Annotated in this window: 15 protein-coding genes; 3 read left to right on the forward strand and 12 right to left on the reverse strand. The window is 39.1% G+C overall.

Annotated elements, in window-relative coordinates; all coding sequences use genetic code 11:
* Positions 1-4: 4 nt before the first annotated feature.
* Positions 5-637 (reverse strand): tetratricopeptide repeat protein, encoded by a 633-nt coding sequence (locus tag G0Q07_RS10585; protein ID WP_163346063.1) that lies wholly within the window; start codon positions 635-637, stop codon positions 5-7.
* A 17-nt stretch (positions 638-654) separates the two neighbouring features.
* Positions 655-2,781, reverse strand: coding sequence for a TonB-dependent receptor (locus G0Q07_RS10590; RefSeq protein WP_163346064.1), 2,127 nt, complete (start codon positions 2,779-2,781; stop codon positions 655-657).
* A 517-nt stretch (positions 2,782-3,298) separates the two neighbouring features.
* Here G0Q07_RS10590 and G0Q07_RS10595 point away from each other — a divergent pair.
* Positions 3,299-4,516, forward strand: coding sequence for an acyltransferase family protein (locus G0Q07_RS10595; protein ID WP_203532512.1), 1,218 nt, complete (start codon positions 3,299-3,301; stop codon positions 4,514-4,516).
* Positions 4,517-4,612: 96 nt separating this feature from the next.
* Here the strand turns inward: G0Q07_RS10595 and G0Q07_RS10600 are convergent, their stop codons facing one another.
* The 4 genes from G0Q07_RS10600 to G0Q07_RS10615 form a co-directional block, all read right to left on the reverse strand.
* Positions 4,613-5,215: a short chain dehydrogenase gene (locus G0Q07_RS10600; protein ID WP_163346065.1), complete on the reverse strand. Its 603-nt coding sequence runs from the start codon at positions 5,213-5,215 to the stop codon at positions 4,613-4,615.
* Positions 5,216-5,461: 246 nt separating this feature from the next.
* Positions 5,462-5,698 carry a nuclear transport factor 2 family protein gene (locus G0Q07_RS21285; protein ID WP_163348933.1) on the reverse strand — a complete coding sequence of 79 codons (237 nt, stop codon included), beginning with the start codon at positions 5,696-5,698 and terminating at the stop codon, positions 5,462-5,464.
* On the reverse strand, positions 5,692-5,853 hold the full coding sequence (locus G0Q07_RS10610; protein WP_163346066.1) for a nuclear transport factor 2-like protein: 162 nt from the start codon (positions 5,851-5,853) through the stop codon (positions 5,692-5,694). The genes G0Q07_RS21285 and G0Q07_RS10610 overlap by 7 nt, the downstream gene beginning before the upstream one ends.
* Positions 5,854-5,860: 7 nt before the next feature.
* Entirely contained in the window at positions 5,861-6,652 is a 792-nt protein-coding gene (locus tag G0Q07_RS10615) for a hypothetical protein (protein ID WP_163346067.1), read from the reverse strand.
* A gap of 503 nt (positions 6,653-7,155) precedes the next feature.
* On the opposite strand from G0Q07_RS10615, the gene G0Q07_RS21060 reads away from it, so the two are divergent.
* Positions 7,156-7,290, forward strand: a complete 135-nt coding sequence (locus G0Q07_RS21060) for a hypothetical protein (protein ID WP_262887962.1) — start codon at positions 7,156-7,158, stop codon at positions 7,288-7,290.
* Between the two features lie 6 nt (positions 7,291-7,296).
* Positions 7,297-7,806: an aminoacyl-tRNA deacylase gene (locus G0Q07_RS10620; RefSeq protein ID WP_163346068.1), complete on the forward strand. Its 510-nt coding sequence runs from the start codon at positions 7,297-7,299 to the stop codon at positions 7,804-7,806.
* A 60-nt stretch (positions 7,807-7,866) separates the two neighbouring features.
* Here the strand turns inward: G0Q07_RS10620 and G0Q07_RS10625 are convergent, their stop codons facing one another.
* From G0Q07_RS10625 to G0Q07_RS10650, 6 genes are all read right to left on the reverse strand, one after another.
* Positions 7,867-9,510, reverse strand: coding sequence for a sodium ion-translocating decarboxylase subunit beta (locus tag G0Q07_RS10625; protein ID WP_246222879.1), 1,644 nt, complete (start codon positions 9,508-9,510; stop codon positions 7,867-7,869).
* Positions 9,511-9,522: 12 nt separating this feature from the next.
* Entirely contained in the window at positions 9,523-9,948 is a 426-nt protein-coding gene (locus G0Q07_RS10630; RefSeq protein WP_163346069.1) for a biotin/lipoyl-containing protein, read from the reverse strand.
* Positions 9,949-9,983: 35 nt separating this feature from the next.
* Positions 9,984-10,355 (reverse strand): OadG family protein, encoded by a 372-nt coding sequence (locus G0Q07_RS10635; RefSeq protein ID WP_163346070.1) that lies wholly within the window; start codon positions 10,353-10,355, stop codon positions 9,984-9,986.
* Positions 10,356-10,369: 14 nt separating this feature from the next.
* Entirely contained in the window at positions 10,370-11,929 is a 1,560-nt protein-coding gene (locus tag G0Q07_RS10640; protein ID WP_163346071.1) for an acyl-CoA carboxylase subunit beta, read from the reverse strand.
* 24 nt (positions 11,930-11,953) lie between these two features.
* Positions 11,954-12,358: a methylmalonyl-CoA epimerase gene (gene mce, locus G0Q07_RS10645; protein WP_163346072.1), complete on the reverse strand. Its 405-nt coding sequence runs from the start codon at positions 12,356-12,358 to the stop codon at positions 11,954-11,956.
* A 301-nt stretch (positions 12,359-12,659) separates the two neighbouring features.
* On the reverse strand, positions 12,660-13,970 hold the full coding sequence (locus G0Q07_RS10650; RefSeq protein ID WP_163346073.1) for an acetyl-CoA hydrolase/transferase family protein: 1,311 nt from the start codon (positions 13,968-13,970) through the stop codon (positions 12,660-12,662).
* Positions 13,971-14,150: the final 180 nt, after the last annotated feature.

Raw genomic sequence — 14,150 nt, forward strand, 5'->3', positions numbered from 1 at the left:
CCGGTTATAGTTTCTGCATCTCCATTTCATTTATTTCTTTTCCCCAGTTCGGATGAAGCGGTGATTTTGGTTCGAATCTGTCGAATTTCTCTTTTGCGGTTTCAAAATGTGGGCGGGCTGCATCAGCTCCGCCGCCAAATTGCTCGGGCATATTAAAAAGTGTAATGGCACGCAAATAGTAGCTTCTCGGATTTTCCGGATTAAGGGCGATCGCCTTGTCAATTGCGGCATTCATTTTAGGCATGTATTCCATTCCCCGGCCCATCGGGTCAACGGTAATTCGTGATGGATAAAGAAATGCCTGAAGCGAATACAATTCCGATTCGTCGGGTGCAATTTTAAATGCTTTGTCCAAAAATTGCTGCGCTTTATCCAGGTAAGCATCTTTCTTGTTTACATCCTGATCGAAGTAACTTATCACGATCATTGAATACGATGCATAATATAAAGGCAACCATTCTTTAGTTTCAGTTATACTGATTCGTTCAAAAGTATTTGCTGCCTGCTGAAAGTTGGCTACTGTTTCCGAGCTTTTCATTTTTTCGAGGGCGGCTGTCATTGCTGCCTCGTAATTTTTTCCCTGTGCTACTGCAGTAATAACTGCCAGACTGAAAATTAGCGTTAATAAAGTTTTCATGTGATTAATTTTAAAGTTTATAATTGAAATGATAGTAGAAATACAATGAGTCGTTTTTGTCCCGGAACGATGGGTTGCGATTGGTAAACTCCGTTGTTGTCGGGTGTTTGAGCGTAGTTGTAGCCAAATACATTGTTAAAACCCAAGGCATTGTTTACAATTACGTGTGCAACGGTTTGTGTGTTGAAAAGGTAAAATATATGTGTAAATCCTAAACTCACATCGTTGTAGGTTTTAGTTTTTCCAGCCATAAATTCGGGAGTGTTGGGATTATTGTATGGTCGTCCGCTGGCAAAAGTGTAGGACCCCGATATAAATGAATTGATCTTCGTAAAAAACTGCTTGTAAACCACCGATAGGTTATGCTCCGAAACATAGTGCGGTGTTACTTTTTGTGGAAAATCGCGGTAATTTCTTTTTGAATCGATCCAGGAATAGGAAACCCAGTAATCGCTTTTGCCAAACTCCTTTTTATCGCGCCAGAAAATGTCAATTCCTCGTGAATATCCGCTGCCCATGTTGTTGTAATTTCCGGGTTCAGCAGAGAACTCTTCATCAAATTTCACAAGGTCTGAATAGTTTTTATTATAGGCTTCAATACGCAAAGTGCGGCTGTCTTTTTTATACTGCCAGGTTAATATTGAGTGGGTTGAGGTTTCAGGACTTAACTCATCGGTGAATTTCAGGTAGTCGTCATTTGGGTTCTGAAAGAATTTACCGAAAGCTGTCGAAAGCTGGCTGTTCTTGCTGGTTTTTACCGCAGCTGAAAGTCGTGGCGTAACATTTAATTCATTGATTAGTGAATTGTATTGGGTTCGGACACCGCCTTTTACAGCCAGGTTTTTGGTAACTTTCCATTCCGACTCAGCAAATCCGGCAAAAAGGTTATTGCTGAATGAAAGATTAAAATTTCCATCCATATCAATTTCCTGGTCGTACTTATAAATCAATGCCTCTGCTCCAAAGCTTGTGGTAACATCTTTTATGGAATAGTTGGCAAGTTTAAGTTTTAACTGGCTGCTGTTTCGCGAAGTTGTGATATTATTCGAGTCGATGTCTATGTTTTCCCGGTCGATGTTAGCAGCAACGCCGGTCTGTATCATCCAGTCGTCATTCAGCATTTCGTTATACGTTGTGTTTGAGTACAAATTTTTATTACCCAATGAAACTTCCTGAAAAGCGGACTGTTCAAAATTGTCGTAGAGTAAACTGCTGGTGTCGTAGTTAAAACTGGCAAAAGATTTAATCATCCCTGTTTCACTGGTTTTATGCCGGAATAGCATGGTTGAGCCAACAATAACCGGAACTTTCAGCCATTCAATATTTTGCTTAAAAATTTTATTACTTAAAGCCGTATTCAGGTATTCGGCACTGATTGACAACGACGTATTTTCCCATCTTTTTGAATGTGATCCCTGTAGACCAACCGAAAGAACTGAGATGCTCGATTTGGTTTCCGGTTCAAGCGCAACCGTATTTAAAGCCACAATCGACGAAAGTGCCTGTCCGTATTCGGCTGAGTAACCTCCGGTGCTAAATACCGATCCATTAAAAAGGAGAGGGGAGAAGCGGCCGCGGGTTGGCAGATCGGGCATTTTTGAATAGTATGGAGTGTTTACCAACATCCCATCCATGAAGGTTTTGGTTTCGTAGCTTTCGCCACCACGAACAAAAAGACGACCTTCTTCGCCAACAGTATGCGAACCGGGTAATTTGCCAAAAGCACCAAAAATGTCCCCATTGGCACCTGCAGTTAAGGCCACATCAAGCGGTTTTAAAACCACCGATTTCTTCTTGTCACTGGCCTCAAAAGTACCTGCGTTGATAATAACTTCGTCGAGTTCGCTTATCTCCTCAATTAGCACAATTTCTAAATCAGAGATATTTCCGGTTAGGTTTAATGATTGTCCATAAGTTTCAAATCCAACGCAACTGGCAATAAGTGTCTGTTCTCCGCTTGTTTCGGTTTTAAACAAGAATACACCGAGGCTATCGCTTGTTGCACCGTCGTAAGTTCCCTGAATAAAAATATTCACCCCGGTAATTGGGCTTCCTGATTCTGATAAAACTACTCCTGAGATTTTGACCTGTGCATGAGCAAACAGAATCAGAAATTGAAAGAGTATTATTAAACGAATTTTCATGGCTTTTTTCTGTTTTATTGTTTTTGTACTTCAAATATCCTTCAGAAAAAGGTGAGGGAGAAATAAAAGAATACGGTCGGTTAGCTTTAAGCTACGAACGGGAATAAAACCATGATGAATCGGAAAGGAGATTTACGAATTTGCCACAAAAAAATGATTTATAATTGTTGGGGTGAAACGCTTATTTATTCGCTGCATTTTAAATTTTTTGAATTAACATAAAAAATTGAAAATGAGAATATTATTGCGTTTGGAGTAAATAGTTCGTAAATTGAGAAATAAATATCTTAAAATGCTTATATGGTTTTGCCTTTCACCCACACGAAAAGAAATTTCGACACAATTTTGCTTCATTTTTTATCATTCTGGCAGAGCTATGTTTTTGGGGTAATTGTAAGACGTCAAAAGTCGATCATCGCACACGCATTTCAACATACTTTATTGACATTCCCAAACACCAATCAAAGATTAAGTTTGGAATAAGTGCGCATAGTATTAACAATAAAAGCTAGCAGTTATGATTAAAACAGATCACGGAAACAAAACGGAGCGTATTCATGCGCTGGATTCATTGCGTGCAATAATGATGTTACTTGGCTTGGTACTTCACGCGGCATTAACCTATGGAACTTTGGATTATGGAAATGCCTGGACAATGAAAGATGACGCAAGCACAAGTGTTGTCATGGATTATATTGTAAGCGTCATTCATAATTTCAGGATGCCGATATTTTTCGTAGTTGCAGGATTTTTTGGAGCCTTACTATTTTTCGAACGCAGCCCCAGAAGGATGCTTTGGAACCGAACTGCCCGTATATTCTTCCCATTCATTGTTTTTATTGTGCTCTTAAGTCCGACAATAATTTTTGCGTTTACTTACTCAAAAAGTGTGTTTGCAGGTGTTGAAAATCCGCTTGCTTCTTCTTTAGCGATCTTTTCAAATCCTCTGCTCTTTATTCCACCCCGAACTTTTCATCTCTGGTTTTTATATTACCTGTTTTTTATCTCCATCTTTTCGTTTGGATTAGGATATTTGTTTGAAAGTATCCCCCGGTTTACCAATTGGAGCACACAGGTTTTTAACCGGATACTGAATCAGCCAATTTTAAGAGTAGGGGTGTTTTCTGCCCTTACCGTTGTTTTACTTTTTATAATGAATTCAACCTGGGTGACAACTTCAACAAGTTGGGTGCCCGATTGGAGAACATTTCTATTCTACTTTTTCTTTTACGGTTTCGGGTGGATTTTATTTAAATCAAAAACTCATCTCGATACTTTTAAAAAATACGACTGGACTTTTACAATACTGGCGCTGGTTGTTATTTCTACCCAATTTTTTCTTTACAGTTCATTGGGCTTTGCATTAACAATCGTTTTTAAATCCGTTGCAGTGTGGTTATTTGTTTTTGGAATTACCGGTCTGTTTATTCGTTACGGAAGCCAGCATTCGCATTTAATGCGTTACAATTCTGATTCATCGTATTGGATCTATTTATTGCATTTGTCAATAGTTGCCACAATCCCCGGATTAATTGCTCACTGGCATGTTTCAGCGCTATTTAAATTCTTATTTGTGTTTCTGCTTACTTCGCTGATTTGTGTGATTACTTATCACTATTTCGTTAGGGCAACATTTATTGGTAAGTTTTTAAACGGAAGAAAGTACTCGCGGAACCTGCATCCGAAACGTGAGCCGATACAAGTGCCATTGGAAAAGAAAGCCACTGTTGCTTAATTCTGAAGTTGACAATCAACTTTCAATAACATATATGTTGAATTCAAAAGAAAATAGCCGCTCTTAGTGAACGGCTATTTTTATTTAGGTCTTTCTCTATTCGTAAACGCGAATGATCTCTCCGGTTCGCAAACCTTCCACACTTCGCTCGTAGCCTTTTGCTACTTTTTGCATCGAAACAGGTGTGTGCCCCGGGAAAGCGTTGCCCAGTCGTTCTGCTGAGTCTTCAACCAGTTCGGGAGAAACCACATTTAATCGGAACTCGTGCAGATGCTCCTGCGAAACGGCAAGCACAAAACCATGGATGGCATTATTGGCCATGGCCGAGTTGGTTGCTCCAAATACCGGATCGTCGGCTAAAACACCGGTTGTTAACGTGATGGAGCCGCCTTTATTTAAGTAGTCTTTACCAATTCGAACAATGTTTACCTGACCCATTAGCTTGCCTCTTAAACCAACATAAAAGTCCTCCTCAGAAAGTTCGGCAAAAGGCCCCCATTTTGTAGCTCCGGCGCAATTTACAATGGCATCAACTTTACCGATCTGTTCAAACATGCTTTTTATCGATTCTGAACTTTCCATATTAATCTGCACATCGCCACTATTTCGGCTGGCAGTAATTACTTCGTGTTTTTTCATTAAATGCTTGGCAACAGCGCTGCCGATCGTTCCATGTCCTCCAATAACTACTATCTTCATAAATTCAAAATTTATCAATGTTTTCTATAACTAATTTAACCGTTTAACAGCTTAGTTTCGCGGTTGTTTAATTCAACTCATTTTTTGAGAATACTATAAAAGAGAAAAGTCAGACTATGAAAGCCTGACTTATAAATTGGAATATAGGAAATTTAATGAAGATCAAAATCGTTTTCAATTACATGCTTACTTTTCATGTAAATACAATGATGAACCTCAATTGGAATATAAATTAATGCAACTGTTTTATGGGTTGATGATTAAAGCAGTATCAACGGCCTGGAAAAAGGAATTTGGCTTTCCGTCTTTATTAAATGTCCAGGTATGTGTAGCATTGGCTTTAAAACGTTTACCGGTTGCTTTCCATACTCCCGTGTAGTATCCAACCATTACAATTTTATCACCTCCATCAACAAAATCGTGGATCTCAATATTAAAATCATCATAGTGTGTCGGTATTTTGGATAAGACACCCTCTACAATTGCCTGCCCCCTACAAAGATTCCCTCGTCTTCAACAAATGGGAAGCCCGGACACTCGTGCCATACAATTTTTTCGTCCCAAAGTTCCAGAACAGCTTCAATGTTTCCATCAGCAAATAACTGATAGCCTTCTTTTAATACATCTAAATTACTCATGATATTTTTATCTTATTTGCATTACCAGGCGGGCCATTTCAACACCCCGCATGTCTCTTGTTTTTAATCCTTTTTGAACTGCCAGCGATGTGGTCATATCCATTTCTCCGCCATTGCTTTCCCAATGATTGGCAAGTTGACTGTAGTCTTTATACATGCTGTAAGTTATATGTGAACCAGCTGCCTCACTGCCCGCAGGAAGTATTACGCGTAATAGGCCCCATGCTCCTTTTTGTCCGTTATCCACCAATTGCTGATGCCACGGCTTAAAAATTTCATTTTCTACTTTTTCGTAGCTGTCATGTTCCTGCTTCATAATGTCCATAACCACTACGGTACCAAGTTCCATATTAAAATCGCCACTTGTGGTATTAATCTCTTTACAAAAGACCTGATGAGCCATATCGCGCGATTTTACTGTCTTTGTCATCATCTCGTTTCGTTCATCTTCACTTAAATCGGGATAAGCACTTTGCAGATATCCTTCAAACTTATCACCCGGAATACCTTCGAACATGGCTGCCATGCTTGAGAATAGTGTAACAGTGAAATACTGTGATCCCTGTTCAGTGCCGGCGGGATTCATTGCCCAAAGGTCCCAACCCAGAATGTTATTATCTGCAATTCGTTGTTGGTGAATTTTCGACCAAAACTCTTCTACCTCCCAGTAATTGTCATTCATTTCATCCGAAACAGACATAAATTCCAAAAGAATGTAAAGAGGTTGATCTTCTTCCTGTGCAAAGAGGGTAACTGTGCTTACGAGTAAAATAACAACTAAAAAAATAGACTTTTTCATAATGTTTAATTTTAGAAAATTAGAATTATTGCGATGTTTTGTAAAAGCACAGTAAATATTCCGAAAGTAAATTTACCGGAACTATTGTTTTGCATTTTGTAAATTGTGGAGATCAAACAATTCGGTAGGATTCTTTTAATGAATCTTGGGTCTTTCATATTCTGATTGTTGATAAGCATTGGCAAGTTAGTGCATTTTGAAAATAGAATACAAATAACTCCTTTAATATTTTTCGAATAAATATATTTGTTTACATAATCCGAATTCAATAGTTAACGTTATGATGGTGTTTTGAGGAAATTCAAGTTGTCATTCAACCTTTGTTATATTCTTATTAGAGTTCAGTCTTTTAAAGGATTTTAGAACTTTAAAACGATGCCTTATGAAATTTTTTTATGTGTTTTAGGATAAAGCCAGTTTAATATAAAAATGAATCGAATAAATGACTGTTTTGTTCGAATGCCGATTCTGAATCAATCAATAAAAATTTTGTCTCAAACAAAATGAAGAAATCATATGCTTTTAAACTGAGTAAAAAACGAAACCTGCAGAGTGTAATTGGTGTAAAATATACCGAAAAGAAAGCTATCGTACTTAAAAAAAATCGTACAATTTTAAGATTAAAAGCGTTAAACTAAATTGTTATGCCAGTAAAAAAACTAAAAGCATTTCTAGATGAAAACAATGTAAAGTACATTGTAATCCGGCATTCAAGTGCCTTTACTGCTCAGGAAATTGCAGCAAAAAGTCACACTTCGGGTAAAGAGTTTGCAAAAACTGTAATTGTAAATGTTGATGGGAAAATGGCAATGACGGTACTTCCTGCTTCATATCAGGTTGATTTTGAACTGTTGAAAGATATCTTCGGAACGCCGCATGTTAGCCTGGCGAATGAAGCTGAATTTCAACGCTTCTTCCCTGACTGCGAAATAGGAGCGATGCCACCTTTTGGCAACCTTTACGATATGGAGGTTTTTGTTGCCGAAACGCTTGCTGAAGATGAAGAAATTGCATTTAACGCAGGCACCCACACCGAGATGATTAAAATGAGTTATGCAGATTTTGAACGTCTGGTTGAACCACGGGTATTTAAATTTTCGTGGAAAACAGTTTCTATGCCAGGCGATTCGAGTGAGCGTTGGGCAGTTGAATGAGCATAAAAAAAGGATTTCTAAAACAGAAATCCTTTTTTTATATATCAGGTTGAATTTTTCTTACATTAAGAAACTCAATAAAATACCTGCTGCTACTGCCGAGCCAATAACACCCGATACGTTCGGTGCCATGGCGTGCATTAGCAAGTGGTTGGTAGGATCTTCTTTTAATCCCATTTGTTGAACAACCCTTGCACTATCAGGTACTGCAGATACACCAGATGCTCCAATCATTGGGTTAATCTTGTTCTCTTTTTTCAGGAACAGGTTCATGATTTTAGCACCGGCAACACCACCAGCCGTTGCAATAACGAACGAACCGGCACCCAATGCGAAGATCTTGATTGATGAAGGAGTAAGGAATACATCGGCCTGAGTTGAAGCTCCCACAGTAATACCCAACAAAATTGTAATGGTATCGATAAGTGGGTTGGCTGCTGTATTTGCCAAACGTTTAGTTACCCCCGATTCTTTTAGCAAATTACCAAAGAATAACATACCAATAAGTGGTAATGCCGATGGTGCAATATATGCTGTCAGAATCAAACCAATAATTGGGAAAAGTATTTTCTCGGTTTTTGAAACCGCGCGTGGTGGTTTCATACGAATCTTACGTTCCTTTTTCGAAGTCATCAGCCGGATAACCGGTGGTTGAATAACCGGAACTAGTGCCATGTACGAATAAGCCGCAATTGCAATCGGGCCAATCAGGTTTTTCACCGTTGTTCCGTCGGCCAGTACATTTAATCCATTCGCCAGTTTGGATGAAATGAAAATCGCAGTAGGACCGTCGGCCCCACCAATAATACCAATTGCTCCGGCTTCAGGCGCTGCAAATCCCAGGTAAATTGCTCCAAGGAATGTTAGGAAAATACCAATTTGTGCGGCAGCTCCCAGTAACATCAATTTTGGATTGGAGATCAGCGACGAGAAGTCGGTCATTGCACCAATTCCAAGGAAAATAATAGGTGGATACCACCCCTGAACAACTCCTTGATAGAGAATATTCATCACCGATCCTGGCTCGTAAACACCTAGTTTCAGGTTAAAATCAACTACCTGAAACATTGGAATATTACCAATGAGGATACCAAAACCAATTGGTATAAGCAACATCGGTTCAAAGTCGTATTTAATAGCCAGGAACAGGAAAACAAATCCGATCAGCATCATGATTACGTTACCCCATGCAATGTTGGCAAAACCGGAGAATTCGTAAAAGTTAAACAAGCCCGACATGGCTCCGCTGTAATTCTTGTATTCATGTCCGTCGCCGGTAAGTTTTCCGTTATCAGTAAGGTGCAACTCTCTTTGAGGGAGTTTTACCATTTCCGTTTCGGTATCGTAACCGGTCGATTTATTAGGATCGGTATTCGCACTTAAATGCGTAACTGGAATTCTTTTAAAATTCAGAATTGCTTTATCGCCAGAGATTGTGTAATGCCCTGTATAACGTGTTTTGGCAGAGTCTAAAATAAAAGCTCCGTCTTCTTCAAAAGTAAAGGTCTTAAAACGTTTTACAGTTCGTGGCTTTTCCGTTTGTGTTCCATCCTCTTTATAGGTAGGAATAGGAACATATCCATCGGAATAGTTAACCCATTTCCCTTGTGCCAATACTTCGCTGATTTTTTCTGATTGCTCAGCACCGAATACTGACGGTGTAATAAAAATCAGCAGTAATAATAGTTGAAATAATTTTCTCATTGTTACAAAAGCTTAACCGATTTCAATCAAAACATCATCCTGTAACACACTGTCGCCTGCACCAACTTTAATTGCTGTAACTTCGCCGGCTTTTGTTGTTTGTATTTGATTCTCCATTTTCATGGCTTCCATAACCATTACGTTTTGGCCTTCGGTTACAACATCGCCAACAGTTACATTAATTTTAAGAATAGTGCCCGGTAGTGGTGCAGTTACTTTGTGTTTTCCGGTTGTTTCCGATTTTTTAATCTGACCTTCGCCCGGCATCTTTTCAACCGGTTTCCGAATCAGTTTCGGTGTTTTTGAAGTTTTTACTTCTCCGTGAATTTCAACCTCGTAAATGGTTCCGTTTACATCCACTTCAGCAACATTGTCTTCAATGTCTTTTAAGTGAACGTCGTAATTGTTACCGTGTATTGTGAATTTATATTTTTTCATTGTCTTCTCTTTTTACTCTTTCTACTCCGAATTATTTATCGCGGCCAGTTGTTTTGTACACTGTAGATTTTTGAACTCCATGGAGAATAAGATTTCTTTACCTTTTTAATGGTAACAACGTTACTCTCTTCATCGTGCAGTTCGTTAAAGTACATGTGCAATGCTAAACTGATAGCTGCTGTTACGTTACCTTCAACGTAATCGTCGTCTTTTGTAACTTCTGCCTGCCCTTTGTTTTTCTTTCTTTTTAGTTTCTCCTTGTTGAATTTCATGTTTATCAACTTTGGAGTATTACTAAATACAATAACCAAACAAGTTAATGCCGTAAAAACAATGCAGAATCCAACAATTGCAACGGTTAAACCAAACTGAACAGAACTGGCTAATAGAATTGATAATGGTTCCATAATTTGTTCTGTTTTTAAAGTGGAATATTTGAATGCTTCTTAGGTGGATTAACCAGCTTTTTAGTAGCAAGGCTTTGTAATCCGCGAATAATTCTGAATCGGGTATTACGTGGCTCAATTACATCGTCGATATAGCCAAAAGATGCGGCCTCATACGGATTTGCGAATTTCTCTTTGTATTCTTCCTCGTGGTCGGTAATAAATTTAGCACGCTCTTCGGCATCCTCAATATCGCGCAATTTTCTTCCGTGAAGTACTTCAACAGCACCCGCTGCACCCATTACTGCAATTTCGGCAGTTGGCCACGCGTAGTTTAGGTCGCCACGTAATTGTTTACTCGACATTACATCGTGGGCTCCACCGTATGATTTACGTAATGTGATAGTAATTTTTGGAACAGTAGCTTCGCCATAAGCAAACATCAGTTTTGCTCCGTGTGTGATAATACCACCATATTCCTGACGACTTCCAGGTAAGAAACCCGGTACATCAACAAGTGTAATGATTGGAATATTAAACGAGTCGCAAAAACGTACAAAACGAGCTGCTTTTACTGATGCATCAATATCAAGTACACCAGCTAAGTAGTTTGGTTGGTTAGCCACAATACCTACAGGTTGTCCGTCGAATTTAGCAAAACCAACAACGATGTTTTTTGCGTAGTTACGGTGAATTTCAAGGAACTCGCCATAATCAACAATGGTATGGATAACATCTTTTACCTCGTATGGCTGGTTAGGGTTATCCGGAATAATCTCATTTAACACGTCATCTAAACGATCGATTGGATCAGTGCTGTCAGTAGCTATCGGATCTTCAAGGTTGTTTTGTGGAAGATAGCTGATCAGTTTACGCAAGATGGAAATGCCTTCCTGTTCGTTTTCAACAAGGAACTGTGCAACACCTGATTTTGATGCATGAACTTTACCTCCACCAAGGTCTTCAACAGAAATGTCTTCACCGGTTACTGTTTTTACAACTTTAGGTCCGGTTACAAACATGTACGAGTTTTGCTCGGTCATCATAATAAAGTCGGTTAGGGCAGGAGAGTAAACTGCTCCACCCGCGCAAGGCCCAAAAATGGCAGAGATCTGTGGAATAACTCCTGACGCCAAAATGTTACGCTCGAAAATTTCGGCATAACCGGCCAGCGAGTTAACACCCTCCTGAATCCGTGCACCACCCGAGTCGTTGATACCAATTAAAGGTGCTCCGGCTTTCATAGCCATATCCATTACCTTGCAAATTTTCTGTGCAAAGCTTTCTGATAACGATCCTCCAAAAACGGTAAAGTCTTGTGAGAAAACGTAAACTACACGTCCATCGATTGTTCCGTGACCGGTAACAACTCCGTCGCCTAAAAACTTGGTTTTTTCTAATCCGAAGTTTGTACAGCGGTGTGTAACAAACATGTCAAATTCTTCGAAACTTCCTTCATCTAAAAGGAGTTCGATTCTTTCGCGAGCAGTAAATTTGCCTTTTTTGTGCTGTGCTTCAATTCTTTTCAATCCGCCACCCAGCTTTGCTTCTGCTCTTAGGTCGATTAACTTTTTAATTTTATCCTGGTTGCTCATAAAATCGGTTATTATAAGTGTCTTTTATTCTTTTCCACAAATTTCGGTTAATACACCCATTGTTGCTTTTGGATGAAGGAATCCAATGTTTAATCCTTCGGCTCCTTTTCGCGAAGTTTTGTCGATTAGCTGAACGCCTTTTTCTCCCAACTCGTTCAACGAATCGTTTACATTATCAACTGCAAAAGCAAGGTGGTGTACGCCCTGGCCTTTCTTTTCAAGGAATTTACCAATAGGTCCGTCCGGACTTGTTGATTCCAATAACTCGATTTTAGTGTCGCCAACCTTAAAAAAGGCGGTTTTTACTTTTTGGTCTGCCACTTCTTCAACGGCATAGCATTTTAGACCCAACATCTCTTCGTAGTAAGGAATAGCTTCTTCTAAACTATTTACCGCGATCCCGATGTGTTCTATATGTGAAATGTTCATATTGTAAATAAATGTATTCTTAAAAATAAGCCGATTTTGAAGCAGATCTTACCGTTTTTCCCGGCACTAATCGTTTCGTTTTCTGCTTATTTAGAATGGTTATAAAATATTAATACTCAAATTTTTAAACTCCAACAAAGTTATGGTTCTTATGCTTCCCCATTCGTGAAAACCAAAAAACCTGATTTTTTGGTATCATGAATTCAGAATTACTTAATATTCGGCTGTTAAATAAAAATTGTTGGTGATAATAGTCATAAAAAAAAGCAGACATGAAGTCTGCTTTTTCTAAACATATGTCTTATTCTTCATCCCATACATAATGGAAGTGAGGACCAAAACGTTCAAATGCTGCTTTGTCCAAACTTTCCTGATGATCAGGGTGAGCTATAGATGTCAATAGTTTTGCCCTGTCTTGCATTGATCTACCGTATAAATTAACGGCACCATATTCAGTAACTACCCAGTGAATATTCGCTCGCGTACTTACTACACCGGCACCCAACAGTAGGGTTGGCGCAATTTTACTAACACCTTTAGCTGTAACAGAAGGTATTGCAATAATTGGTTTACCACCTTTACTTAAAGAGGCACCGCGAAGGAAGTCAATCTGACCACCTACACCCGAATAGTGTGTTGTTCCGATAGAGTCGGCACAAACCTGACCGGTAATATCAATTTGAAGAGCAGAGTTAATAGCGGTAACTTTTGGGTTTTTTGCAATAATGCTAACACGGTTTGTGTATTTAACATCCTGCATTAATACGCCCGGGTTATCGTCAATAAAATCGTAAAGTCCGGTAGATCCCATCAGGAAAGTTGCTACCATTTTACCTTTGTCGATCTTTTTGTTTCTTCCGTTTACCACACCTTTATCTACTAAGGGAAGAATTCCATCGGCAAACATTTCAGAGTGAACGCCAAGGTCTTTGTGGTTACCCAACATGCTTAATACCGCATTCGGAATAGCACCAATCCCCATTTGCAGTGTTGCTCCGTCTTCTACCAACTCGGCAACGTAACGACCAATTTTACGATCTATTTCGCTAATTGATCCAGGCGCCGGAGCATATAATGGACTATCATCTTCAACAAATAAGTCGATGTCGTTTATATGAACCATTGCATCGCCAAAAGCACGTGGTACGTTTGGGTTTACAATAGCAATTACAGTATCAGATTTTTCGATTGCAGCCAGTGTGGCATCAACCGAAGTACCTAACGATACATATCCGTGCTTGTCGGGAGGACAAACCTGAATCATGGTAACATTTACTTTTAAATAGCCTTCACGAATCAGTCGTTGCGTTTCTTGCAGGAAAACAGGAATGTAGTCGGCATAACCGGCTTGGGTTTGTTTTCTTACGTTTCCGCCAACAAAAAATGATTCTAACTGAAAAATTCCTTCCAACTCAGGATCGGCATAAGGAGCCGGTCCTTCGGTGTGAATGTGTTGAACACGTACATTTCGGAATTCTTTGTTTTTTCCTCTTTCAACCATTGCATTAATAAGAGGGTGTGGTGTAACGGCCACACTGTGAAGGTGAATGCGGTCGTTCGATTTGATAACTTTTACTGCATCAGCAGCTGAAATGAATTTTATATTCTTCATGCTTTATCGGATTTAAAATCGGCTAATAATTTCAGGTGCGCAAAGATAAAAATTAAATGACCTCCTCTATAATTCGAATATTATTTAGAAAGGTTCGATTGGATTTGTAAAGTTTGTGTTAAAGAAGACATGGTGGTATTATTTAAAAGAGTTAACTGTTGAAGCGGAATTAAACTATTA

This window comes from Draconibacterium halophilum (genome assembly GCF_010448835.1).
In the GTDB taxonomy this organism is placed as follows: domain Bacteria; phylum Bacteroidota; class Bacteroidia; order Bacteroidales; family Prolixibacteraceae; genus Draconibacterium; species Draconibacterium halophilum.

Coding starts and splice junctions, on each gene's coding strand:
- G0Q07_RS10625 (WP_246222879.1), bottom strand. CDS start 9,510: ATGAGAAAATTATTTCAACTATTATTACTGCTGATTTTTATTACACCG.
- G0Q07_RS10635 (WP_163346070.1), bottom strand. CDS start 10,355: ATGGAACCATTATCAATTCTATTAGCCAGTTCTGTTCAGTTTGGTTTA.
- G0Q07_RS10585 (WP_163346063.1), bottom strand. CDS start 637: ATGAAAACTTTATTAACGCTAATTTTCAGTCTGGCAGTTATTACTGCA.
- G0Q07_RS10610 (WP_163346066.1), bottom strand. CDS start 5,853: ATGAGTAATTTAGATGTATTAAAAGAAGGCTATCAGTTATTTGCTGAT.
- G0Q07_RS10620 (WP_163346068.1), top strand. CDS start 7,297: ATGCCAGTAAAAAAACTAAAAGCATTTCTAGATGAAAACAATGTAAAG.
- G0Q07_RS10595 (WP_203532512.1), top strand. CDS start 3,299: ATGATTAAAACAGATCACGGAAACAAAACGGAGCGTATTCATGCGCTG.
- G0Q07_RS10640 (WP_163346071.1), bottom strand. CDS start 11,929: ATGAGCAACCAGGATAAAATTAAAAAGTTAATCGACCTAAGAGCAGAA.
- G0Q07_RS10650 (WP_163346073.1), bottom strand. CDS start 13,970: ATGAAGAATATAAAATTCATTTCAGCTGCTGATGCAGTAAAAGTTATC.
- G0Q07_RS10600 (WP_163346065.1), bottom strand. CDS start 5,215: ATGAAGATAGTAGTTATTGGAGGACATGGAACGATCGGCAGCGCTGTT.
- G0Q07_RS10630 (WP_163346069.1), bottom strand. CDS start 9,948: ATGAAAAAATATAAATTCACAATACACGGTAACAATTACGACGTTCAC.
- G0Q07_RS10590 (WP_163346064.1), bottom strand. CDS start 2,781: ATGAAAATTCGTTTAATAATACTCTTTCAATTTCTGATTCTGTTTGCT.
- mce (WP_163346072.1), bottom strand. CDS start 12,358: ATGAACATTTCACATATAGAACACATCGGGATCGCGGTAAATAGTTTA.
- G0Q07_RS21060 (WP_262887962.1), top strand. CDS start 7,156: ATGAAGAAATCATATGCTTTTAAACTGAGTAAAAAACGAAACCTGCAG.
- G0Q07_RS10615 (WP_163346067.1), bottom strand. CDS start 6,652: ATGAAAAAGTCTATTTTTTTAGTTGTTATTTTACTCGTAAGCACAGTT.